Source organism: Embleya sp. NBC_00888 (assembly GCF_045207655.1).
Taxonomy (GTDB): Bacteria; Actinomycetota; Actinomycetes; order Streptomycetales; family Streptomycetaceae; genus Embleya.
Window position 1 is genome coordinate 2,180,131 of the sequence record NZ_CP108785.1, and the last position, 19,891, is coordinate 2,200,021.

A 19,891-nucleotide genomic window follows, 5' to 3' on the forward strand; every position below is an offset into this window, starting at 1 on the left:
GTCAGGCCCCCTTCGAGGTGGTGTCGCGGGTGACCACGACGTTTCCGTAGGCGTCCACGCGGGCGGCGAAGCCCGGGTGGATCGGGATGGTGGAGCCGAACTCCTCGATGATCGCCGGGCCGGCGACCAGGTCGCCCGGAGCCAGTTCGGCGCGGGCGTACACGGCGGTGTCCACGTAGCCGTCGCGGTCCACGAAGCACACCGCGCGGGTGCCGGTCCGGGCGCGCTCGACGTCCTTGTCGCGGGCGGGCAGCTCGCGCAGTTCCGGGCGGCGGATCGGGCCGACGCCGGTGACCCGCAGGTTCACCCATTCCACGGGCTGGCTGGCGTCGCCGCGGAAGTTGTAGCCGTACAACTGCTCGTGCGCGGCGTGGAACGACTCGGCGACGGTGTCCGCGAGCGCGGCGTCGAACGGGCCGTCCGGCACCGGCACGCGCACCTCGAAGGCCTGGCCGAAGTAGCGCAGGTCGGCGGTGCGCACGTAGCGGTGGTCCTCGGCCGCGAAACCCTCCTTGTCCAGGGCCTCGCCCGCCTTGCCCGCCAGTTCGGCGAAGATGCCCGCCACCTTGGCGTGGTCGAGATCCGGGTGCCCGCCGACGGCGGTCTGCACGTAGTCGCAGCGCACGTCGACGGTGAGCAGGCCGAACGCCGAGACGTTGCCCGGGTCGCGCGGCACGATGACGCCGGCGAGGCCGAGGATGTCGATCAGGCGGCACAGCAGCAGCGAGCCGGAGCCGCCGAAGGTGGCCATCGTGAAGTCGCGGACGTCCAGACCGCGCTTGACGGTGATCTGGCGCAGCGCGTTGGCCTGGTTCCAGGCGGAGATCTCCAGGATGCCGGTGGCGCACTGCTCGACGCCGATGCCCAGTTCGGCGGCGAACTTGGTCAGGCCCTCGCGAGCCGCGTCCACGTCCAGCGGGATCTCGCCGCCGAGCAGGTGCGGGGGGATCCGGCCGAGCAGCACGTGCGCGTCGGTGATGGTCGGCTCCGTGCCGCCCTTGCCATAGCACAGCGGGCCGGGGTCGGCGCCGGCCGAGCGGGGCCCGACCTTGAGCGTGCCCTCGGGCGAGATCCAGGCGATCGAGCCGCCGCCGGCGCCGACGGTGACCACGTCGATCATCGGGATCTTGGACGGGAAGCGGCCGATCGAGCCCTCGGTGGTCAGCGTCGGCTCGCCGCCCAGGACCACCGAGACGTCGGTGGAGGTGCCGCCGCCGTCGCAGGTGAGGACCTTGTCGAAGCCGGCCTTCTGGGCGATCAGCGCGGCGCCCAGGGCGCCGGCGGCCGGGCCGGACAGGACCGTGGTGATCGGCTGGTGCACGACCTCCTCGGCGGAGAGCACGCCGCCGTTGGACTTCATGATCGCGAACGGGACGCGGCGCGCGGCCTCGCCGTCGGTGGTGAACGCGTCCAGCCGGCGACGGATGCCGCCGACGTAGCGGGCCACGCGCGGCTTGACGGCGGCGTCGACGAGGGTGGTCATCGAGCGCTCGTACTCGCGGTACTCGCGCAGCACCTCGGAGCTGATCGACACGATCGCGTCGGGGTGCTCCTCGCGCAGGATCTCGCGCATGCGCTCCTCGTGCGCCGAGTTGGCGTAGGAGTGCAGCAGACACACGCCGATGGTGAGAATGCCCTGGTCACGCAGCCGACGGGCGGCGACCCGAGCGCCCTCCTCGTCGAACGGGCGGACCTCGTTGCCCTTGTGGTCGAACCGGCCGCCGACCGTGTGCACCAGGTCGACCGGCACGATCCGGTCCGGCTTGACCCAGAAGTAGGAGTTGCCGTAGCCGTCCGGGACCGCCTGGCGGGCGATCTCCAGGATGTACTCGTAGCCCTCGGTGGTGATGAACCCGAGGCGGTCGATCTTGTCCTCGAGGAGCTGGTTGGTGGCCACCGTGGTGCCGTGCGCGACGGCGGTGACGTCGGCTCCCGTGCAACCGAGCAGGCCCAGTACCTTGTCGATGCCGTTCATGAAGCCGTCCGCCGGGTCGGCGGGTGTGGACGGCGTCTTGGTGGTGACGAGCTCGCCGGACTCCTCGTCCAGGGCGACCACGTCGGTGAAGGTTCCGCCGGTGTCGATACCGATCCGGATCCGTCGGCGGGGTCCCGCCGTCGCGGCAGGCGTCATCAGCGCGCTCCAATCGGAAGGGGCAGGGAAATCGCGTTCGCGGAGGGCGGGTCGCCCGGCTGCTGACAGCGATTCAACTTCGCAGCGCCATGCCACGGAATCGGCAACATCTGCCAAGGGACTCGGCAACACTTGGTGATTCCCGTGAGCAGGCCCGGCAAGCCCGGGTACCGCCCGCACCCCGGACCCCGCGAGCCCGGGTACCGCCCGCCTTCAGGAGGTCTGGACCAATCCACCGAATCCCTCCCGAAGAGCGGCTCGCCGCGAATCGAACTCATCGGTAGGGAGCGGAAGTTGCCGGAAATCGAGAAAGGCTCGGATAGGGTCGGCGCACACGGAGGTCACAGCGGGTGACTCCACGACACCGCGATCGAGGGGCAGCCGTGGGCGAGCGCGAGCAGGACGAGTGGGGTTTTTCGGCCCCGCCGGCGGGCGAGTCGCCGGAGGACTGGGCGCCCACCGGCATCGACGTCACGGTGCCCAGTGTCGCCCGGGTCTACGACGCCATCCTGGGCGGCAAGAACAACTTCGCGGTGGACCGGGCGATCGCCGACGAGGCGCTCAAGGACTTGACCAACGAGGGCGCCTGGGCCAACCGGCACATCCTGGCTCGGGGTGTGCGCTACCTGGCCGCCGAGGGCATCGACCAGTTCGTCGACCTCGGATCCGGGCTGCCGACCGTGCAGAACACGCACGAGGTGGCCCAGGCGGTCAACCCGGACGCCTCGGTCGTCTACGTGGACAACGACCCGATCGTGCTCGCCCACGGTCGCGCGCTGCTCGCGGAGAACCACCGCACCCGCGTGGTCACCGCCGACCTGCGCGACCCGGCGGACGTGCTGGCCCGCCGGGAACTGCGCGAACTCGTGGACCTGAGGCGGCCCGTCGGCCTGCTCCTGGTGGGCGTCCTGCACCACCTCGGCGACCACGAGGACCCGGCCGGCGTGGTCCGCGCCTACCGTGACGCGCTGCCGCCGGGCAGTCACATCTTCATCACCCACTTCTGCGACTCCACACCCGAGGGACGTGCCCTGGAGAAGATCTTCCTGACCGGGCTGGGCAGCGGACGCTTCCGCGCCCTGGAGGAGATCGAGGGGTACTTCGAGGGCCTGGAACTGATCGAGCCCGGCGTGGTGCTGCTGCCGCTGTGGCGTCCGGACGCGCCGGTGACCGAGCCGCTCACCCCCGAGGGCCACCTGTCGGTCGGCGGCATCGGCCGACTGCCCCGATAGCCTCGACCCTTGGGCCCATCGCCGCGGTCGCGCGGCTCGATCCCCTCGGGAGCACCATGAAGATCGCCGTCCTCGACGACTACCAAGGCGTGGCCCGGGACCTGGCGGACTGGGATTCGTTGGGTGCCGAGATCCGCGTGTTCACCGAGCCGTTCGCGGGCGAGGCGGAGGTGGTCGAGGCGCTGGCCGGCTTCGAGGTGATCGTCGCGATGCGTGAGCGCACCCGGTTTCCGGCCCGGGTATTGGCCGGACTGACCGGCCTTCGGCTCCTGGTGACCACCGGACCGGTGAACGCGGCCATCGACGTGGCCGCCGCGCGCGAGCTGGGCGTCGTGGTGTGCGGGACCGGATACGTGGCGTACCCGACCGCCGAACTGACCTGGGCGCTGATCCTGGCCGCCGCCCGCAACCTCCCGGCCGAGTGGGGCTCGATGCGCGCGGGCGGCTGGCAGGTGGGCCTGGGCGTCGGGCTGCGCGGCAAGGTGCTCGGCCTGCTGGGCCTGGGCCGGCTCGGCACGGAGGTGGCTCGGATCGGGCAGGCGTTCGGGATGGAGTGTGTGGCCTGGAGCCACAACCTCACCGCCGACCGGGCCGCCGAACACGGCGTGACCGCGGTGGGGCGGGAGCAGTTGTTCGCCCGCGCCGACGTGCTGTCCGTGCACACGGTGCTCAGCCGCCGTACCCGGGGCCTGATCGGCGCCGCCGAACTGGCCCTGATGAAGCCCTCGTCGATCCTGGTCAACACTTCGCGCGGACCCGTCGTGGACGAGGCCGCTCTCGTGGCCGCACTGCGCGCGAGGTCGATCGCCGCCGCGGCGCTGGACGTGTACGACATCGAGCCGCTGCCCGCCGATCACCCGCTGCGCGACCTGGACAACGTCGTACTCACCCCGCACATCGGCTATGTCACCCGCGAGTTGTACGAGATCTTCTACCGCGACGCGGTCGAGGACATCGCCGCCTTCCGCTCCGGCCGGCCGATCCGGGTGCTCGGGTAGGCCGACACGGCGGGTCGGTCACCCGGCCCGGCGGCACCGGCTCGATCACCCTTCGGCCACCTCGGCCACCTTCGTCACCTCGGCCACCTTGGTCACCGCTCCCGTCCCGGGTCGTCCGGATCGATGGCTCGATGGTCGCGAGCGTCGGTGGCCCGAGGGTGATACGCACGGGTCCACCCGTGTACGTGGGTGGGATGAGCCCGGTGCGGCACACGCGCGGCGCCCGCACCGTCCCGGCGCCACCAGCGCAGATACGCGAAAACCCCGATCACCGACAGCGCCGCCACCGTGACGCAGATGGCGGCCGACGCGACGATCAGGTCTCCCCCGAGCACCGCGGCGACCAACAGTCCCAGCGCGGCGCCGGACAGGCCCACGGCTGTCCACTTCGATATCGCCGTCCAATCGGGTGCGCGGATACCGACGCGACGGCGGCGCCGATCCGGTTGGGGTATCGGGTCCTCGAAGACGCGCAGCAGTTCGGCCAACTGCTCGTCCTCCGCGAGGGATTCCTCCAGTCGCGCGAGGGTGCGGCGTTCCCGCCCCGAAAGCGACGGTCCGTCCACGACGTCCACCTCCCACCCGGGACCGCGGAACGGGGCCGAGAGGCGAGGTGCGCCGGGCGATATCCACCGAGGCGAACCGTTCGCCGGTGGGACCGACCGGCGGCCCGGTCTTGGGTTCGGATCAATCAGACTTCGGATGACTCAGACTTCGGATGACTCGGGTTTCGGCTGTCTCGGGTTTCGGGTGACTCGGATTTCGGGTGACTCGCATTCGGGCGACCGAGTCGGGTCACCGGTTCGGATCATTCGGGATCGGAGCGCTACAGCCGGTGCAACCCGACGACGCTCCGCAGCGCGAGGACCAGTGCCATCAGGCACGCCACGCCACCGACGATCACATTGCTGGTGATGGTGCGGGTGGTGTCGACGGCTCCGGACACGGCCCAGGGCGCGACCATCGTCCAGACACCGATGCAGAACGCGGCCCAGCTCATCGCGTGCGTGCGTTCGTAGGCGGAGACGAAGCCGCTCATCAGGAACGCGAGCGCGACACCGGTGATCAGGTTGGCCGTCGCCAGGGTTGTGAAGCCGTTGAACCCGACGATCCACGGGGATGCCGCCAGGTAGACACCGCACAGGACACCGAGTGCTTCCGCCACCTGCGCCACCGGGCCGGTCGTGGCCCGCTCGGAGCGAGCTCGCAGGTCCATGAGGTCGGGATGCTTTTCAATCGATGGCGCTGTCGACGAGGACACGTCCACCACCCTCTTTCCGAGGAATCGCGGTCCCTTGGTTGATAGCCGTCGCACCTGTGGCTAACCCGCACAATCCCGAATATTTACCGCATATTTCCCCTATTGTGCGCCCGATCCGCTCGCGGGTTTGACACGATCCCTACATATCGAGAAAACTAGATCCGATTCGCACCGCATCCGCACCGCATCCGCACCGCATCCGCACCGCATCCGCGCCGCGTTCGCACCACACAGGGGCCTCGCACACCCCGGGAAGGCAGCCCCGTGGACCCGCTGGCCGTACACAAGGCACTCGCCAATCCGGCCAGGCTCCGGTTCATGCGCTGGCTGAAGGACCCGGCGAAGTACTTCGACGAGGACTCCTACCGACAGCAGGGCCTGGGCTTCCACATCGGCGTCTGCGTCGGTGACATCCAGGCGCGGGCCGGACTCGCCCAGTCGGTGGTCTCCGGCTACCTCCAGACCCTCAAGGACGCGGGTCTGCTCGACTCGGAGCGCATCGGCAAGTGGACGTACTACCGCCGCAACGAACAGGCGATCGCCGAGTTCGCCGAGCACGTCCGCACGGAACTCTGACCGGACCGGACCCGCGCTCCGAGCGGCTCGGGCTCCGACCGACCCGAACCGAACCGAACGCGGCTCTGGTCGGCCGACGCACGCGCGCACGGGGCATCCCCATGGCCTGATGCATCTACATATCTCGATATGTATCACAGACGGTTCGGCGGGCCCGCCCCGCCCGGACCCCGAAAGGCGACGATGAAAAACACCTCCCTCACGATCACGACCCTCGCCCTGGGCGTGTTCGGGATCATCACCACCGAGATGGGCATCGTCGGCGTCCTACCCCGGGTCGCGGCCGAACTCGACGTCAGCCCCTCGACGGCCGGCCTGCTCGTCGGCGTCTTCGCCCTGGTGATCGCGGTGTCCGGGCCGTTCATGACGCTGCTCGCGTCGGGAATCAACCGCAAGACCGTGTTGGCGACGGCCATCGCCGTGTTCGCCGTGTCCAACGCCGTGTACGCGCTGACCACCCGGTTCGAGGTGATGTTCGCCTTCCGGATCATCCCCGCCGTGTTCCACCCGGTGTTCTTCTCGGTCGCCCTGGCCACCGCGGTCCGACTGGTGCCCTCGCGCGACGCGACCCGGGCCACGACCCGGGTGTTCGCCGGCGTCACCGTCGGCTTCGCCCTCGGCGTGCCGCTGACCTCGTACCTCGCCGAGCACCTGTCGCTGCAGGCGGCGTTCTGGTTCGGGGCCGCGGTCAACCTGATCGCGTTCCTGGGCATCCTGCGCTACCTCCCGGCCATGCCGGTGGAGCGACGACACACCTACGGCGCCCAGGTCGATGTGCTGCGCAGCGGCCGGATGTGGCTGACCATCCTGTCGGTGGTCCTCGTCTTCGCGGCGATGTTCTCGGTCTACGGCTACTTCGCCGAGTTCCTGGGTGAGGTCACCGGCCTGGGCGGCTCCTGGACCAGCGCGCTGCTGATGGCCTTCGGCATCGTGATGATCCTCGGCAACTTCGCGTTCGGCGCGCTGCTGCGCCGTGCCGCGATCCGTACGGTGTTGCTGTTCCCGGTCCTGTGCCTGGTTGTCTACGTGCTGCTCTACGCGGTCGGCCCGTACGCCGCGGTGATGGTGGTGGCGGTACCGATCTGGGGTGCGGTGCACTCCGGCGGCCTGATCGTCAGCCAGTACTGGCTGAGCCGCGAAGCCCGGGAGTTCCCGGAATTCGGCAACAGCCTGTTCATCTCCTTCTCGAACCTGGGCATCACCGTGGGCACCACCGTCGGCGGCCGGCTGCTCGGTGCGACGGGTCCGCGCGGGCTCGCCTGGGTCGGGGCCGGCTTCGCGCTCGCCGCGCTGGTCACGATGTTGCTGCGGCTGAACCTGGATCGGGTGGAGCGGCGCCGGCGGTGGCCGGAGTCGACGCAGGCGCCGACTCCGCCCACCCTGGCGCCGACCGAACCGGCCTGACAATCCGAGCCGGCGGTGCGGGGGCCGCTAGGGCGTGGGATCGGCGAGCGCGGCGATCAGCGCGCGGTACTCGTCCTTCATCGGCAACTCCCGCTCCACCCGCACGCGCCGCCGGGTGGCCGAGACCTCGATCTCACGGACCGGGTCGTAGCCGATCCGCTCGAAGCTCTCCCACCAGACCCCGACCCCGCGTCGTTGCCACGCGGGCAGCTCGTTGAAGTTGACGTCGTGCGCGAAGAGCAGTTCGTTCTTGTCCGCCTTCGACAACCGCGCCAACTCGTGGGTGGCCGCCCGGGCGGACCTGCCGTCCTTGCGCAGCGTCCAGTAGCACCAACCGTCGAGCGCGCAACGGGCCGCGTCGGCCTGGCGCCAGGAAAAGTAGTCGACCACGTCGGAGACGCCCGTCCCCATCCAGATCCGGCTGTCGAAATGGGCCGGGATCCCCGCGCGGTGGGTGAACGTCGCCGACGCGATCCCGGCGGTCACCGAGACCAGTTTCTCCACCTCGCGGCCGAACATGTCGAACGACGGGTCCAGCAGGATCGATATCTCGTCGCTCTCGGTGTACGCGTAGCGGGCGTCCAACTCGGTGAACAGGGCCTGCGCGGTCTCGTCCATGAGCGCGGCGAAGCGCTCGTCGAAGGGCTTGTCGAAGTGCTGCTCGGTGAAGCGGGAGAAGGACCGGCCGTCCACCCGGATCACGGTCCACGCGCCGGGCAGCAGCACCAGCGAGTGGAACCACTCGCGCGACCGTTGGCTCGCCTCGAACCGGTCGGCATCCATCCCGAATCACCCCTCGCTCAGTGTCTGGACCACGAACCCGCCGGCGCCGTCGAACCGCACGACGTACCGGACATCGAACCCCTCGTCCGGGCCGGGCGCCCGCAGCCGGGTCAGCGTGGCACGAATCCCCACCTCCGGGACACGGGTTTTCCCCTCCCGCACGGCATTGCGCTCCAACGATCCGACCGGATCGGGCGGAAACCAATAGGCGACCGCCTCGGCGCCCCAGGCGTGCGCGAGTTCGACGATCGGCCGCCGATCCTCCGGCGCGGGGTTGGTGTTGTCCACGGCGACATCCCACCCGGCCGCCAACGCCTCCTCGATCAGTCGTTGTTGGCGACGCTGCCGGTTCCGGGCGCGGGGAAAGTGGTCCTTGCTCACGTGCACATGCGTCCCGGCCAGGACGGCCCGATGGAAACTCGACTTGCCCGAGGCCTGAAGCCCGATCAGCACCGCCACCCGCATGCCCGCTCCACTCCCGCCGCCACCGGCGGGAGCCGGCGGATGGCCCGAACAGTAGCCACGGGCAGCGGCACGGAACGGTCCGGCGGCGATCCGGTTGGGTCGTTCGGGGTTTTGGTGAGCGGGCGTGTGCACACTGTGAGCATGGAAAAGCTCTCCTTGGATGCTCAGGTCCGCGAACTGCTCAAGCTCGCCGCAGCCGCGTCGACGGGGCGTAGTGCCCATACCGTGTACGGCGGCCACGAGCACATGCTCCGGCAGACCCTGATCGTGCTGACGACGGGCACCGCGCTGGCCGAACACGAGAATCCCGGGGAGGCGACCATGGTGGTGCTTCGCGGGCGGGTCCGACTGGTCGCCGGAGAAACGTCGTGGGAGGGGCGCTCCGGTGATTTCCTGGTCGCCCCGAAGGCGCGACACAGTCTCGAGGCGTTGGAGGACTCGGCGGTGCTGCTCACCGTGGCCAAACGCGACTGAGCCCCGCGGGTCCGCACCTCCCGGGGCCGCGGGTCGCCGGGCACGGGATGCGCGGCCGGGCAGCGGACGGCGCGCCGGCATCATGGCGGTGCCGCATCGCCCCCGACCGGAAGACAGGCACGCCCGTGAGCAACCTCTTCGACATCGAGACGCTACCGGTCGGCCGGTGGCGCAACGGCGGCGGCGACACCCGTGAGATCGCCACGCGGGCCGCGGCCGACCCGGCGGACTTCGACTGGCGCGCGAGCATCGCGACGATCTCCGCCGACGGACCGTTCTCCGCCTTCCCCGGCGTGGACCGGACGATCACCCTCCTCGCGGGCGGCGGCGTGCGGCTGGTCGGGGACGACGGACTCGACCACCGGCTGGACCGAACCGGCGAACCCTTCGCGTTCTCCGGCGAGTCGGCCGTTCGGGCCACCGTGCTCGGCGCCGGTACCCGGGTGCTCAACATCATGACCCGGCGTGGGCGATGGGCCGCGCGGGTGCACCGGGTCACCGCGCCGGTGGCGGCACCCGCCGGTCACGCCGGTGTGCTGTACGTACTGTCCGCACCGGACGCGCCGAACACACCGGACGCACCCGACACGCCGGCGGGAGACGCGCCCGTGCCGACGTTGCGGGCCGGGCAGGGGTTGTGGTGGGCGAGCGGCGCCGCCGTGCCGACGGCGCCGCTCGCGACCGGTGCGATCGCGCTGTGGGCGGACCTTCGTCCGCTGTAGCAGCTGTGGCCGTGGTGGCGTGATGCCGAGCTGCCGTGGCTCTCGAAGGCAGTGACGCGGTGTGCGGACGGACGGCGTCAGGGCATCGTGCGCAAGTGCGCCGAGATGGAGTTGGCCAGGCCATAGCCCGCGGTCGCGTCCCAGTTGACCGACCACGTCATCGCGCCCCGGATGCCGGGCCACGTGGTGGTCGGCCGGTAGCTCCCGCAATTGTTGCCCAGGGCCAGGCAGTCCAGCGCGTTGTTCACCACGCCGGGCGGGACGTACCCGCTGCCCGCCGCGCGCCCGGTGGCCGGGACGCCCAGCGCCACCTGATCGGGGCGCAGCCCGCCCTGGAGTTGGATGCACGCCTGCGCCGTGAGGAAGTCGACGCCGCCCTGCGCGTACAACTTCTGGTCGCAGCCGAACATGGTTCCGGAGTTGTAGTACTGCATGTGCACGATGGTCAGGATGTCCTTGATCCCCAGGGCGAGTTGGAAGTACGCCGCCTGGTTCGACTGCATGTCCAGCGTCTGCGGGGCCATCGTGATGATCAGGCTCGTGCCGATCTGCGCCCGGATGGCGCGCAGCGCGGTCGCCATGTAGGTCGGGCTGACGCCGTTCTCCAGGTCGATGTCGACGCCGTCGAACCCGAATTCGCGCAGCAGTGCGGTGGTCGTGCTCGCGAACATGGCCGCCGAGGCGTTGTCGCCGACCCAGACCGCGCCCAGTTCGCCGCCGACCGACAGGATCACCTTCTGGCCGCGGGCGTGCATGGTCGCGATGTCGGCCTTGAGGTCGGCATCGGTGTACCCGCCGAGTGCGGTCGACAGGCCCGGGTCCACCCCGAAGGTGACCGCGCCCCAGCGGGTGCGGTCGGCCTCGGCGAACGCCACCGCGACCAGGTTGTAGGACGTGGGGACGTCCCGCAGGCGCAGGTTCGTGGAGCCGTTGACGAAGTTGTGCCAGTAGCCGGTCATCACCCGTTTGGGCAGGCCGGTCGGGTCCTGGCCGGTGGGGCCGTCGGGACCGGTGGTGGCGGTGACCGGGGCCGAACGCGCGGACGTCCCGGCGCTGTTGCTCGCGGCGACGGAGAAGGTGTAGGTGGTCTCGGGGGTCAGGCCCGGGATCTCGGCCGTGCTGCCGGTGACCGTGGCCACCTTGGTGTCGGCGCGGTAGACGTCGTACGCGGTCGCGCCGGGCACCGCGGTCCAGCCGAGCGAGACGCCGCGTGCGGTGGTGCCGGTCACGGCCAGGCCGGTGGGTACGGCCGGGATGGTGGTGCTGCCGCCCGGACCGACCAGCGAGACGTCGTCCGCGAGGTAGGCGGGCTGTCCGTACCAGCCGTTGAGGTGGATGGTGACGCTGGTGGTGCGGGCGCCGGTGCGGAACGTGGTGGTGAGCTTTTGCCAGCCTGCGGCGGAGGACGTCCAGGTGGAGACGTCGGTGGTGCCGGTGCCGGTCGCGCCGAGGTAGATGTACGAGCCCTGGACCCACGCGGTCTCGGTGTACTCGGAGTCGGGTTGCACCGCGACGGTCTGGCTGCACCGGGCGTTGTCGCCGCCGACCGGGGTGGCCTTGAGCGCGCCGGTGCCGCTGTGTACGGGGCCGGTGACGGGGCTGCCGGTGCCGCCGGAGCAGGTCCAGCCGGACAGGCCGGACTCGAAGCCGCCGTTCACCACGAGTTCGGCGGCGGCCGGCGCGGGCGAGGCGAGCGCGATCAGACCGGCCGAGGCCATCGCGCACGCGGTGAGCAGGGCGGTGACGAAGCGGCGCGGGGTGCGCCTGCCGCGCGGAACGGCCTGCGCCGCGCGGGTGTTCGGGGGACGTTTCGGTGCCATCGTGGGGTGTTCCTCCCGTACCGGCCCGGGCGAGTGCCTGCGGGCATGGGCGTGCCTGGAAGGGAGGGTGGACCCGGGTCGGCACCGCATCGCCTGATGGGACGTCAGGCTGCCTCGGCGCAGGGCGTGCGCAGGCCGTCCGGGCGCACCCGAGGGTGCCGGGGGTGCCTGTGTGCAGGACGAGTTGACCGCCGAGGCGAGCGAACTGTCAATAGGTCTGGACCAATTGCCTCACGCCGAGGGACGGCACGCGCCGGTGGCGGTCGCCGGGCAGCGTGGCGGGCTTGTGTGTGGATGGGGGCCGGTGGAACGCTGCCGAGGTGTGTGGTGTCGGAGCGGTGCCGGTGCCGGTGCCGTCCATGGCGGAAGGACGGGGACGATGGTGGATCTCGTGGCCGTCCTGGCCGATCTCGACGCGGAGGGCGCCGCGTTGGACCGGCTCGTCGGCGAGCTGACGTCGGATGCGTGGGCCACGCGCACCCCCGCGCCCGGGTGGACCATCGCCCACCAGATCGCCCACCTGGCCTGGACCGACGACCAGGTCGCGTTGGCGGCGACCGATCCCGATGGCTTCGCGCTCGCCGTCGCGGAGGCCGCGGCCGACCCGGACGGCTTCGTCGACCGCGCGGCGAACCGCGCCGCGGCGGCACCGCCCGAGCGCATCCTGGCCGGCTGGCGAGCCGGCCGCGGCACCGTGTCCGCCGCGCCGGCCGCGCTCCCGGCGGGACGGCGGTTGCCCTGGTACGGCCCGCCGATGAGCGCCGCGTCGATGGCCGGCGCCCGGATCATGGAGACCTGGGCGCACGGCCAGGACGTCGCCGACACGCTCGGCGTGCGCCGCCCGCCCACCGCCCGACTCCGGTACGTCGCGCGCATCGGCGTACGGGCCCGCGACTACGCCTACGCCGTGCACGGTCTGCGGCCACCCGAGCGGGAGTTCCGGGTGGAGCTGACCGGTGGGCCCGAGGTCGGCGGCCCATGGACGTACGGTCCCGAGGACGCGGCCGAGCGGGTGACGGAACCGCTGCTCGACTTCTGCCTCCTGGTCACCCGACGCCGCCACCCCGACGACCTGGCGGTCCGGGCGCACGGCGCCGAGGCCACTCGCCGGCTCGGCATCACCCAGGCCTACGCCGGTCCACCCGGCCCGGGCCGCACACCCGGCCCGCGCACCTGACCCGACCTGCCGCACACCCCACCCGCCTCGCCCCGGCGGTCGACTCGTCCTGCACACAGGCACCCGGCACCCTCGCGTGCGCCCGAACGCCCCGCACACACCCCTGCGCCGGAGCCGCCCGCCGACTCGCCGCCACCCAGACCTACGCCGAGCCACCCGGCCCGAGCCGCGCACCCACCCGGCGCGACCGACCCGACCTGCAGCACGCCCCACCCGCTCTCCACCTGCCCCGCGCCAATCCGCCCGTCTCGCGCCCGACCCGCCGCGCGCCCGGTGCGACACACACCCCATCCGCCTCACGCCCCACCCGCCGCACACCCGACCCGCACCGCACCCGACTCGCCGCGCCCCCGACCCACCGCACACCGGAGCCCGCCGCGCGCCCCACCCGCCTCGCGCGACCGGCCTCGCATGCGACCCGTTGCGCGCCCCACCCACTGCACACCCGACCCGACCCGCCTCGCGCGACCGGCCTCACGCCCGACCCGCCTCGACGTGGCGGAGTGGGGGCGGACAACTTCCCTCGGCGCGGGCCGGATTCACCTGAAGTAGCCGTTGGATCACGCGTAGTATGTACCGCGTGGTTGGGGAGAGCGGGTCCGAGGTAGTGCGTGTCGTGATCGTCGACGACCATCCGTTGTTTCGGGCGGGTTTGCGGGCCGCCCTGGAGAGTGCCGGCGACATCTCGGTGGTGGCGGAGGTCGAGACGGCCGCCGCGGTGCCCGAGGTGATCGCCGAGCGGCGCCCCGATCTGGTCGTGATGGACCTGTCCCTGCCGGACGGCTCGGGAATCGAGGCCACCCGCCGGATCGCCACCGACACGCCCGGCGTACCGGTCCTGGTGCTGACCATGTCCGACGACGACGGCAGCCTGCTCGCGGCGATGCGCGCCGGGGCGGGCGGCTATCTGGTCAAGGGCGCCGGGCGGGACGAGGTCCTGCACGCGGTGCGCACGGTCGCCGCCGGCGGCGCGGTGTTCGGCGCGCAGACCGTGCCCCGCCTGACCGCGTTGCTGGCGAGCGGCGCGCCACGCGGTGCGGAACGGGTCTTCCCCGAGCTGACCGATCGCGAGTGCGAGGTGCTCGACCTGCTCGCCCGCGGCCTGGACAACCGGAACATCGCCCGTCGGCTGTTCCTCGCCGAGAAGACGGTGCGCAACCACATCACGCACATCTTCGAGAAGTTGCACGTCGGCACCCGCGCGGAGGCGGTGGCCCACGCCCGCGACTTCGGCCTGGGTGCCGACTGAGCCGGCCGCCGAGCCGGCCGCACGGCGCGCCCCGACCGGACCCGTCCCGAGCCCGACTCGGGACACCGTCCGGGCCCGCTTCGGGACCTCGATGGGACCGGTGCCTCGTGCCCTCGGGACCGGGCCTCGGCCATTCTTGGATGTCCGAACCGCGCCGGCCCGTCCGCACCGGGATCACACCGGCGTGGTTCGGTCCCCCCGGCTCCACTCGTTCGCGCCGTCGTCCGACGACGTCCCGTGAGGAGGCGCCACATGCCCATCGGCATCCGAGAGCAACGCTCCGGCCTCGACCGGGCCTACGCGGTATGCGGCATCTCGCTGGTCGCCGGCCTGGTCACGCTGATCCTGCTGATCACCCACCTCGACGATGCGCGGATGCCGCCGCGGCCCGCCCTGATCGGCGTGTCCACGCTCCAGGGCATCGCCTTCGCGCTCTCCGGGCTGTTCGTGATCGCGCGGCGCTCGATGCCCGGCCTGGGCTGGGTGTTGTTGTGGACGGGCCTGGCCTATCCGCTGTCGAGCGCGGTGTTGTTCACCGCCGTGTTCGCGGGGGCCGGCCCCGGCTGGGCCGCCTTCGCGATCTCGCTGTGGCTGGTCACCGACGCGGTGTTCCTGTTCGGGATGTACGCCCTGCCGCTGTGGCTGCCGACCGGGACGCTGCCCGGATCCTGGTTCGTACGGGCGTACGCGGTGCTCGTGGCGCTGTGGAGTGTGCTGCACGCCTACAACGACTACGCCGAGTCCTCCTGGTACGGCCTGCCCAGCTTCCTGCGCCACGGCAGTTGGGCCGCCGTCCAGCGATGGCTGAACGAGTGGCTGACCCCGCGCCTGGAGCTGATCCCGCCGCTGGTGATCCTGGCCAGCCTGCTCGTGATGACGGTGTGCTGGGTGCGCCTGCCGGGGCCGCACCCGATGCGAATCCTGCCGCTGGTGCCCTACCTGCTGTGGCTGGCCGTGCTCTTCCTCGGCTACCACCTCGAACTCTCGGATCTGCTCTATGAATTCCTCCTCTACGCGGGCGTGCTGGTGTGGCAGCTCTGCTTCGCGTACGCCTTCGCCCGGGACCGGCAGTGGCACCTCGACCGGTCCACGCGCAAGGTGCTGGCCGCGTTCTCGCTGGCCGCGGTGCTGATGGGCGGCTACTTCGCGGTGGCCGTCGCGCTCTCCAGCGCGCTGCCCGGCGCGCGCACCGCCGGCGCGTTGGTGATGGCGGCCGGCGCGCTGGTCATCGGCGCGCTGCTGCGGCCGACCATCGGGTGGGCGATGCGCGTCGTCGACCGCTTCTACTACGGCGAACGGGCCCGGCCCTACCAGGTCGTACGCGACCTGTCCGAACGGCTGAGCCGGGCGGTGGCGCCCGGCGCGGCGCCGACCCTGCTGTGCCAGACCGTCGTGTACACCCTGGGCCTGCCCGGCGCCGGCGTCGTGGTGGACACCCGGCACGGCGAACGCGAACTCGCCCGGATCGGCGACGCGGACGCCGACCGGGTCGACTTCCCGCTCACCTACGAGGGCGCGGTCATCGGCCGGCTCTCCGCACCGCCGCGCTCCGGGCAGGACACGCTCGACCGCCAGGATCTGGAGGTACTGCGCTTCCTCGCCGACCAGGCGGCACCCGCCATCGCGTCGCTGCGCCTGTACGAGGAACTCCAGGAGACCCGCGAGCACATCGTGTTCGCCCGCGAGGAGGCCCGCCGCCGGTTGCGCCACGACCTGCACGACGGCCTGGGACCCGCGCTCTCCGGCACCCGGCTCCAGGTCGACACCGCGCGGTCCTGCGTACCCGTGGGCACCCCGGCCGAGGGGACCTTGGCCATCGCGTCGCGCAGCATCGGCGAGGCGATCACCGAACTGCGCCGGATCACCGACGGGCTCGCGCCCGCCGCGCTGGCCCGACTCGGCCTCGCCGGCGCGCTCCGGGAGTCCGCGTCCCGGCTCGACGGCGGCGACGGCGCCCACCCGCGGATCAGGGTGACCTTCGACCCGGAACCACCGCCGCCGCTGCCCGCCGCCCTGGAGGTCGCGGTCTACCGGATCTGCGGCGAGGCGCTGCACAACGTCGTCCGGCACGCGCGGGCCCGAAACGCCACCCTCGGCGTCCGGGTCTCCGACACCCGGGTCACCCTGGAGGTGGTCGACGACGGCGTCGGACACCTGGACCGCGACCGCACCGCGGCCTCCGACGGTGTCGGCCTGGCCTCGATGGCGGAACGCGCCGAGGAACTCGGCGGCAGCTTCACCGCCACCAGCGACGAACACGGCACCACGGTGCGTGCGGTCATCCCCCGACCCGGGACCGACACCCGGGACCAACCCGGGACCAACCCGGGACCGTGACCACATGCGGGCATGATCGGGCCGAGCGAGAGTGGAGGAGCGGTGATCGAAAACGGTCACCTTGTCCCCCTCGAAGCACGGAGATCAAAATGTCGACGAACCCACTCCCCAAAGGTGGCGAACCGTCGGGATCGCATGACCCCGACCGGCCGCTCGGCTGCCACCCGCCCAACAATCCGTGCGACAGCGTGGAGCCCGCTTCGCCGAAACCGGACACTCCGGACGGCGGCCATCCGCCGCATCGGGCCGACGCTTCCGGCCCCGGTCGCCCGGAGGAACCGGACACCCACCACCCGCCGATCGCCTGAGCGATCCCAACCCCACACCGACCCGCCGCCCCCACCGTCCCCGACGGCGGGGGCGGCGGCACACCCAGGCACACCCAGGCACACCCAGGCGCACTCGGGCGCACTCGGGCGCGGGGGCGCGGGGGGGCGACGCGACGATGGCAACGAGGGGCGGGAACAGGACCGGATGCGCGGGCGGGAACGGGGGCGGAGGCAGGGGCGAAAGCGAGAGCGGAGGCGGAGCGAAGGCGGAAACAGGAGCGAAAGCAGAGACGAAAACAGGGGCGCAGCGGAAACAGGCGCGAGGACGCACACGGCCGCGGAGCAGGAGCGGGATCGAGGCGCGAACGAACAGGAGCGCGGGAGCGGAAACGAGGGCGAGGGCAAGCACGAAGACGAAGACGAAGACGAAGAGCGGGACGGGGTGTGCGTATGCGTGTGCGGAGCGTGGGCGGAGGCGAGAGCGGCATACGCGGCGGAGGACCAAGTGCGGCCCAGGCGTGACGGCGCACAAAGGCGGCTCGTGTGCGGAGGCGCCGGTGTGATGCCCAACGGCGCGGGATGCGCAACGCCTGCCCGCGAAGGGCACGACGACATCGCCGGCGGCAGACGGCAACGTGTGCGCGGCGGCCCGCGAGAGGTACGCCGAACGCGTCCACGCAACGATGCGGAACCTCCCGCCCATGTGCGCCAAGACGCAGCCGTGGACGCCGCCGGGCCGCCCACCCGCGACGACCTGCGGACGACGGCACCCACCCGCCGGCGACCCCGGGCGCGGCCACGCTCGCGACGGTCTGCGGACGGCGGCAGCTCGGGGACACCGGCGGATGGTCGCGGCCTTCGACGGTGACGGGACGGGCCGCCCCGGGTCGCGGACGCGGCGCCGGTGCCGATCACGTCCGGCCGGCCGCCCGTGGCGACCTGCGCCCGCAGGACGGCGGCCGAGGTGCGGCGGCGTGCGGTCACGGCCGTCGGCGGTGGTGGGTTGGGGCGGCCAGGGCTGCGGATGCGGCGTCGGTGCGGATGACGTCGGCGAGGGCCTGTAGTTGGATGCGGATCCGGGCGGCGACCAGCGGGTCCGCCGGGCGTACCGAGCCGTCCGCGTCGCGGGTCAGCGCCTCGGGCGCGCCGCCCACCACCACCTCCGGATCGGGGACCACCAGGTTGCCCAGCCCGGTCAGGATCCGCACCGTGTCGGTCAACCCGCGGAACCCGTGCAGCCGACTGGCCGTCACCACCATCACCGCGATGCCCTTCCCGCACAGGGACGCGTCGCCGCGCGGCCGCGACGCCCAGTCGACCGCGTTCTTCAGGACCCCGGGAATCGAGTGGTTGTACTCCGGCGTGGCGATCACCAACCCGTCCGCCCGACTGATCGCGGTGCGCCACCTCCGCACCGCCGGCAGCGCCGGGTGCACATCCAAGTCCTGGTTGTACAAAGGCAGTTCGCCCAACGTCGGATAGACGTCGAAGGACATGCCCGGTGGCGCGAGCGCGGGCAACGCGGCCAGCAATCGGGTATTGGCCGATTCCGCGCGCAGCGAACCGGAGATCGCCAACACGCGGGCGGGCGACGGGGGCATCGGGGTGGTCCCGGGAGCGGACATGGCACGCGCCTTTCGTCAGGGTGCGGTACGGCGGTCGAGCAGGGTCGTGTCGTGGCGCCCGGCCCGGAAGTCCGGTTCGTCCAGCACCTCGGCCAGCAGCGGCGCGGTGGTGTGCACGCCCGGGCCCTCGACCCGCAGTTCGCGCAGCGCACGCCGCATCCGGGCCAGCGCCTGGTCGCGATCCGGTCCCCACGTGACGATCTTGGCCAGCAGCGAGTCGTACTCCGGCCGAGCCCGGGCGCCGGGAAACGCGTGGGTGTCCACCCGGACGAACGGACCGGCCGGCGCCTCGAACGCGGTGAGCGTGCCCGGGCAGGGCGCGAAGTCGCGCGCCGGGTCCTCGGCGTTGATCCGGCACTCCACCGAGACCCCGCGGCGGTGCACCCGATCCTGACCGAAGTCCAGCGGTCGGCCGGCGGCGATCAGCAGCTGCTCGCGGACGATGTCGATGCCGGTCACCGTCTCGGTGACCGGGTGCTCGACCTGGATCCGCGAGTTCACCTCGATGAACGCCGCGTCCTCGCCACGCACCAGGAACTCGAAGGTGCCGGCTCCGCGATACCCCACCGCCCGGGCCCCGGCGACCGCGTGCGCGGCCAGCCGTTCGGCCAGTTCGGCGGGCAGGCGGGGGGCGGGCGACTCCTCGACGAGCTTTTGGTGTCGGCGCTGTACCGAGCAGTCGCGCTCACCGAGATGCACCACGTTCCCGTGCGCGTCGGCCAGGATCTGGATCTCGATGTGCCGGGCGCCGGCCAGGTATTGCTCCAGGTAGACGCGGTTGTCACCGAAGGCCGCCTGGGCCGTGGCGCGCGTGGCGCGGAAGGTGGGCAAGAGCGCGCCGGCGTCCGGCACCACCGCCATGCCCCGGCCGCCGCCACCCGCGACCGCCTTGACGATCAGCGGGAAGCCGATTACCCGCGCCACCTCGGCGGCCTCGTCGGCGGTGCCGACCGGCTCGCGTGATCCGGGCAGCACCGGGAGTCCCGCGTCCGCCATGATCCGCCGGGCCGTCGACTTGTCGCCGAGCCGCGCCATCACCTCCGGGGGCGGACCGACGAAGACGATCCCGTTCTCCGCACAGATGGTGGCGAAGTCGGGGTCCTCGGACAGGAATCCGTAACCGGGGTGGATCGCCTGCGCACCCGTGTTGCGGGCCGCCTCGATCACCGCCGGCGCGTACAGGTAGCTGCGATGCGGGTCGGCGGGGCCGATGTTCACGTGGTGGTCGGCCGCGCGTACGGCGGCCGAGTCGCGGTCCGCGCCGGAGTGCACCACCACGGTGGCGATGCCCATGTCCCGGCAGGTGCGCACCACGCGGAGCGCGATCTCGCCGCGGTTGGCGATCAGTACGGTGTCGAACACGGCGGG

17 protein-coding genes are annotated in these 19,891 nt (G+C 72.0%); 9 read left to right on the top strand and 8 right to left on the bottom strand.

The annotated features are described in order from the left end of the window. Window position 1: 1 nt before the first annotated feature. A complete protein-coding gene (locus tag OG948_RS43865) occupies window positions 2–2,131 on the bottom strand; it encodes a hydantoinase/oxoprolinase family protein (protein ID WP_331770581.1) in 2,130 nt (709 codons plus the stop codon). A 383-nt stretch (window positions 2,132–2,514) separates the two neighbouring features. On the opposite strand from OG948_RS43865, the gene OG948_RS43870 reads away from it, so the two are divergent. Both OG948_RS43870 and OG948_RS43875 read left to right on the top strand, forming a co-directional pair. Beyond that, complete coding sequence (locus OG948_RS43870) at window positions 2,515–3,363, top strand: SAM-dependent methyltransferase (RefSeq protein ID WP_331770582.1); 849 nt, start codon at window positions 2,515–2,517, stop codon at window positions 3,361–3,363. A 56-nt stretch (window positions 3,364–3,419) separates the two neighbouring features. After that, window positions 3,420–4,361, top strand: coding sequence for a D-2-hydroxyacid dehydrogenase family protein (locus OG948_RS43875; RefSeq protein ID WP_331770583.1), 942 nt, complete (start codon window positions 3,420–3,422; stop codon window positions 4,359–4,361). Between the two features lie 92 nt (window positions 4,362–4,453). Here the strand turns inward: OG948_RS43875 and OG948_RS43880 are convergent, their stop codons facing one another. Together OG948_RS43880 and OG948_RS43885 are read right to left on the bottom strand one after the other, a co-directional pair. Beyond that, complete coding sequence (locus OG948_RS43880) at window positions 4,454–4,927, bottom strand: hypothetical protein (protein WP_331770584.1); 474 nt, start codon at window positions 4,925–4,927, stop codon at window positions 4,454–4,456. Window positions 4,928–5,187: 260 nt separating this feature from the next. Beyond that, the gene (locus OG948_RS43885) at window positions 5,188–5,577 is read right to left on the bottom strand and encodes an SPW repeat protein (RefSeq protein WP_331770585.1); all 390 of its coding nucleotides are present in this window, start codon (window positions 5,575–5,577) and stop codon (window positions 5,188–5,190) included. 309 nt (window positions 5,578–5,886) lie between these two features. Here OG948_RS43885 and OG948_RS43890 point away from each other — a divergent pair, with 309 nt between their 5' ends. Both OG948_RS43890 and OG948_RS43895 read left to right on the top strand, forming a co-directional pair. Next, the gene (locus OG948_RS43890) at window positions 5,887–6,198 is read left to right on the top strand and encodes a helix-turn-helix transcriptional regulator (RefSeq protein WP_331770586.1); all 312 of its coding nucleotides are present in this window, start codon (window positions 5,887–5,889) and stop codon (window positions 6,196–6,198) included. A gap of 183 nt (window positions 6,199–6,381) precedes the next feature. Continuing rightward, window positions 6,382–7,602: an MFS transporter gene (locus OG948_RS43895; protein ID WP_331770587.1), complete on the top strand. Its 1,221-nt coding sequence runs from the start codon at window positions 6,382–6,384 to the stop codon at window positions 7,600–7,602. 27 nt (window positions 7,603–7,629) lie between these two features. On the opposite strand, the gene OG948_RS43900 is transcribed toward OG948_RS43895, so the two are convergent. Both OG948_RS43900 and OG948_RS43905 read right to left on the bottom strand, forming a co-directional pair. Then, window positions 7,630–8,385, bottom strand: coding sequence for a tRNA(His) guanylyltransferase Thg1 family protein (locus tag OG948_RS43900; protein ID WP_331770588.1), 756 nt, complete (start codon window positions 8,383–8,385; stop codon window positions 7,630–7,632). Between the two features lie 6 nt (window positions 8,386–8,391). After that, on the bottom strand, window positions 8,392–8,850 hold the full coding sequence (locus OG948_RS43905) for an ATP-binding protein (protein WP_331770589.1): 459 nt from the start codon (window positions 8,848–8,850) through the stop codon (window positions 8,392–8,394). 141 nt (window positions 8,851–8,991) lie between these two features. Here OG948_RS43905 and OG948_RS43910 point away from each other — a divergent pair, with 141 nt between their 5' ends. Next, window positions 8,992–9,324: a cupin domain-containing protein gene (locus OG948_RS43910; protein WP_331773502.1), complete on the top strand. Its 333-nt coding sequence runs from the start codon at window positions 8,992–8,994 to the stop codon at window positions 9,322–9,324. A 125-nt stretch (window positions 9,325–9,449) separates the two neighbouring features. Continuing rightward, window positions 9,450–10,046, top strand: coding sequence for a HutD family protein (locus tag OG948_RS43915; RefSeq protein ID WP_331770590.1), 597 nt, complete (start codon window positions 9,450–9,452; stop codon window positions 10,044–10,046). A gap of 77 nt (window positions 10,047–10,123) precedes the next feature. Here the strand turns inward: OG948_RS43915 and OG948_RS43920 are convergent, their stop codons facing one another. Continuing rightward, window positions 10,124–11,866 carry a glycoside hydrolase family 18 protein gene (locus OG948_RS43920; RefSeq protein WP_331770591.1) on the bottom strand — a complete coding sequence of 581 codons (1,743 nt, stop codon included), beginning with the start codon at window positions 11,864–11,866 and terminating at the stop codon, window positions 10,124–10,126. 379 nt (window positions 11,867–12,245) lie between these two features. On the opposite strand from OG948_RS43920, the gene OG948_RS43925 reads away from it, so the two are divergent. The 3 genes from OG948_RS43925 to OG948_RS43935 all read left to right on the top strand — a co-directional run bounded on the left by OG948_RS43925 (window position 12,246) and on the right by OG948_RS43935 (window position 16,629). Further along, the gene (locus tag OG948_RS43925) at window positions 12,246–13,043 is read left to right on the top strand and encodes a TIGR03084 family metal-binding protein (protein ID WP_331770592.1); all 798 of its coding nucleotides are present in this window, start codon (window positions 12,246–12,248) and stop codon (window positions 13,041–13,043) included. A gap of 607 nt (window positions 13,044–13,650) precedes the next feature. After that, entirely contained in the window at window positions 13,651–14,292 is a 642-nt protein-coding gene (locus tag OG948_RS43930) for a response regulator transcription factor (protein ID WP_331770593.1), read from the top strand. A 252-nt stretch (window positions 14,293–14,544) separates the two neighbouring features. Then, on the top strand, window positions 14,545–16,629 hold the full coding sequence (locus OG948_RS43935; protein ID WP_331770594.1) for an ATP-binding protein: 2,085 nt from the start codon (window positions 14,545–14,547) through the stop codon (window positions 16,627–16,629). Between the two features lie 1,249 nt (window positions 16,630–17,878). Here the strand turns inward: OG948_RS43935 and OG948_RS43940 are convergent. Then, entirely contained in the window at window positions 17,879–18,523 is a 645-nt protein-coding gene (locus OG948_RS43940; RefSeq protein ID WP_331770595.1) for an NAD(P)H-dependent oxidoreductase, read from the bottom strand. A 15-nt stretch (window positions 18,524–18,538) separates the two neighbouring features. Beyond that, on the bottom strand, window positions 18,539–19,885 hold the full coding sequence (locus OG948_RS43945) for a biotin carboxylase N-terminal domain-containing protein (RefSeq protein WP_331770596.1): 1,347 nt from the start codon (window positions 19,883–19,885) through the stop codon (window positions 18,539–18,541). Between the last annotated feature and the right edge of the window lie 6 nt (window positions 19,886–19,891).

Coding starts and splice junctions, on each gene's coding strand:
- OG948_RS43935 (WP_331770594.1), top strand. CDS start 14,545: ATGCCCATCGGCATCCGAGAGCAACGCTCCGGCCTCGACCGGGCCTAC.
- OG948_RS43925 (WP_331770592.1), top strand. CDS start 12,246: ATGGTGGATCTCGTGGCCGTCCTGGCCGATCTCGACGCGGAGGGCGCC.
- OG948_RS43865 (WP_331770581.1), bottom strand. CDS start 2,131: ATGACGCCTGCCGCGACGGCGGGACCCCGCCGACGGATCCGGATCGGT.
- OG948_RS43895 (WP_331770587.1), top strand. CDS start 6,382: ATGAAAAACACCTCCCTCACGATCACGACCCTCGCCCTGGGCGTGTTC.
- OG948_RS43910 (WP_331773502.1), top strand. CDS start 8,992: ATGGAAAAGCTCTCCTTGGATGCTCAGGTCCGCGAACTGCTCAAGCTC.
- OG948_RS43875 (WP_331770583.1), top strand. CDS start 3,420: ATGAAGATCGCCGTCCTCGACGACTACCAAGGCGTGGCCCGGGACCTG.
- OG948_RS43885 (WP_331770585.1), bottom strand. CDS start 5,577: ATGGACCTGCGAGCTCGCTCCGAGCGGGCCACGACCGGCCCGGTGGCG.
- OG948_RS43920 (WP_331770591.1), bottom strand. CDS start 11,866: ATGGCACCGAAACGTCCCCCGAACACCCGCGCGGCGCAGGCCGTTCCG.
- OG948_RS43900 (WP_331770588.1), bottom strand. CDS start 8,385: ATGGATGCCGACCGGTTCGAGGCGAGCCAACGGTCGCGCGAGTGGTTC.
- OG948_RS43905 (WP_331770589.1), bottom strand. CDS start 8,850: ATGCGGGTGGCGGTGCTGATCGGGCTTCAGGCCTCGGGCAAGTCGAGT.
- OG948_RS43940 (WP_331770595.1), bottom strand. CDS start 18,523: ATGTCCGCTCCCGGGACCACCCCGATGCCCCCGTCGCCCGCCCGCGTG.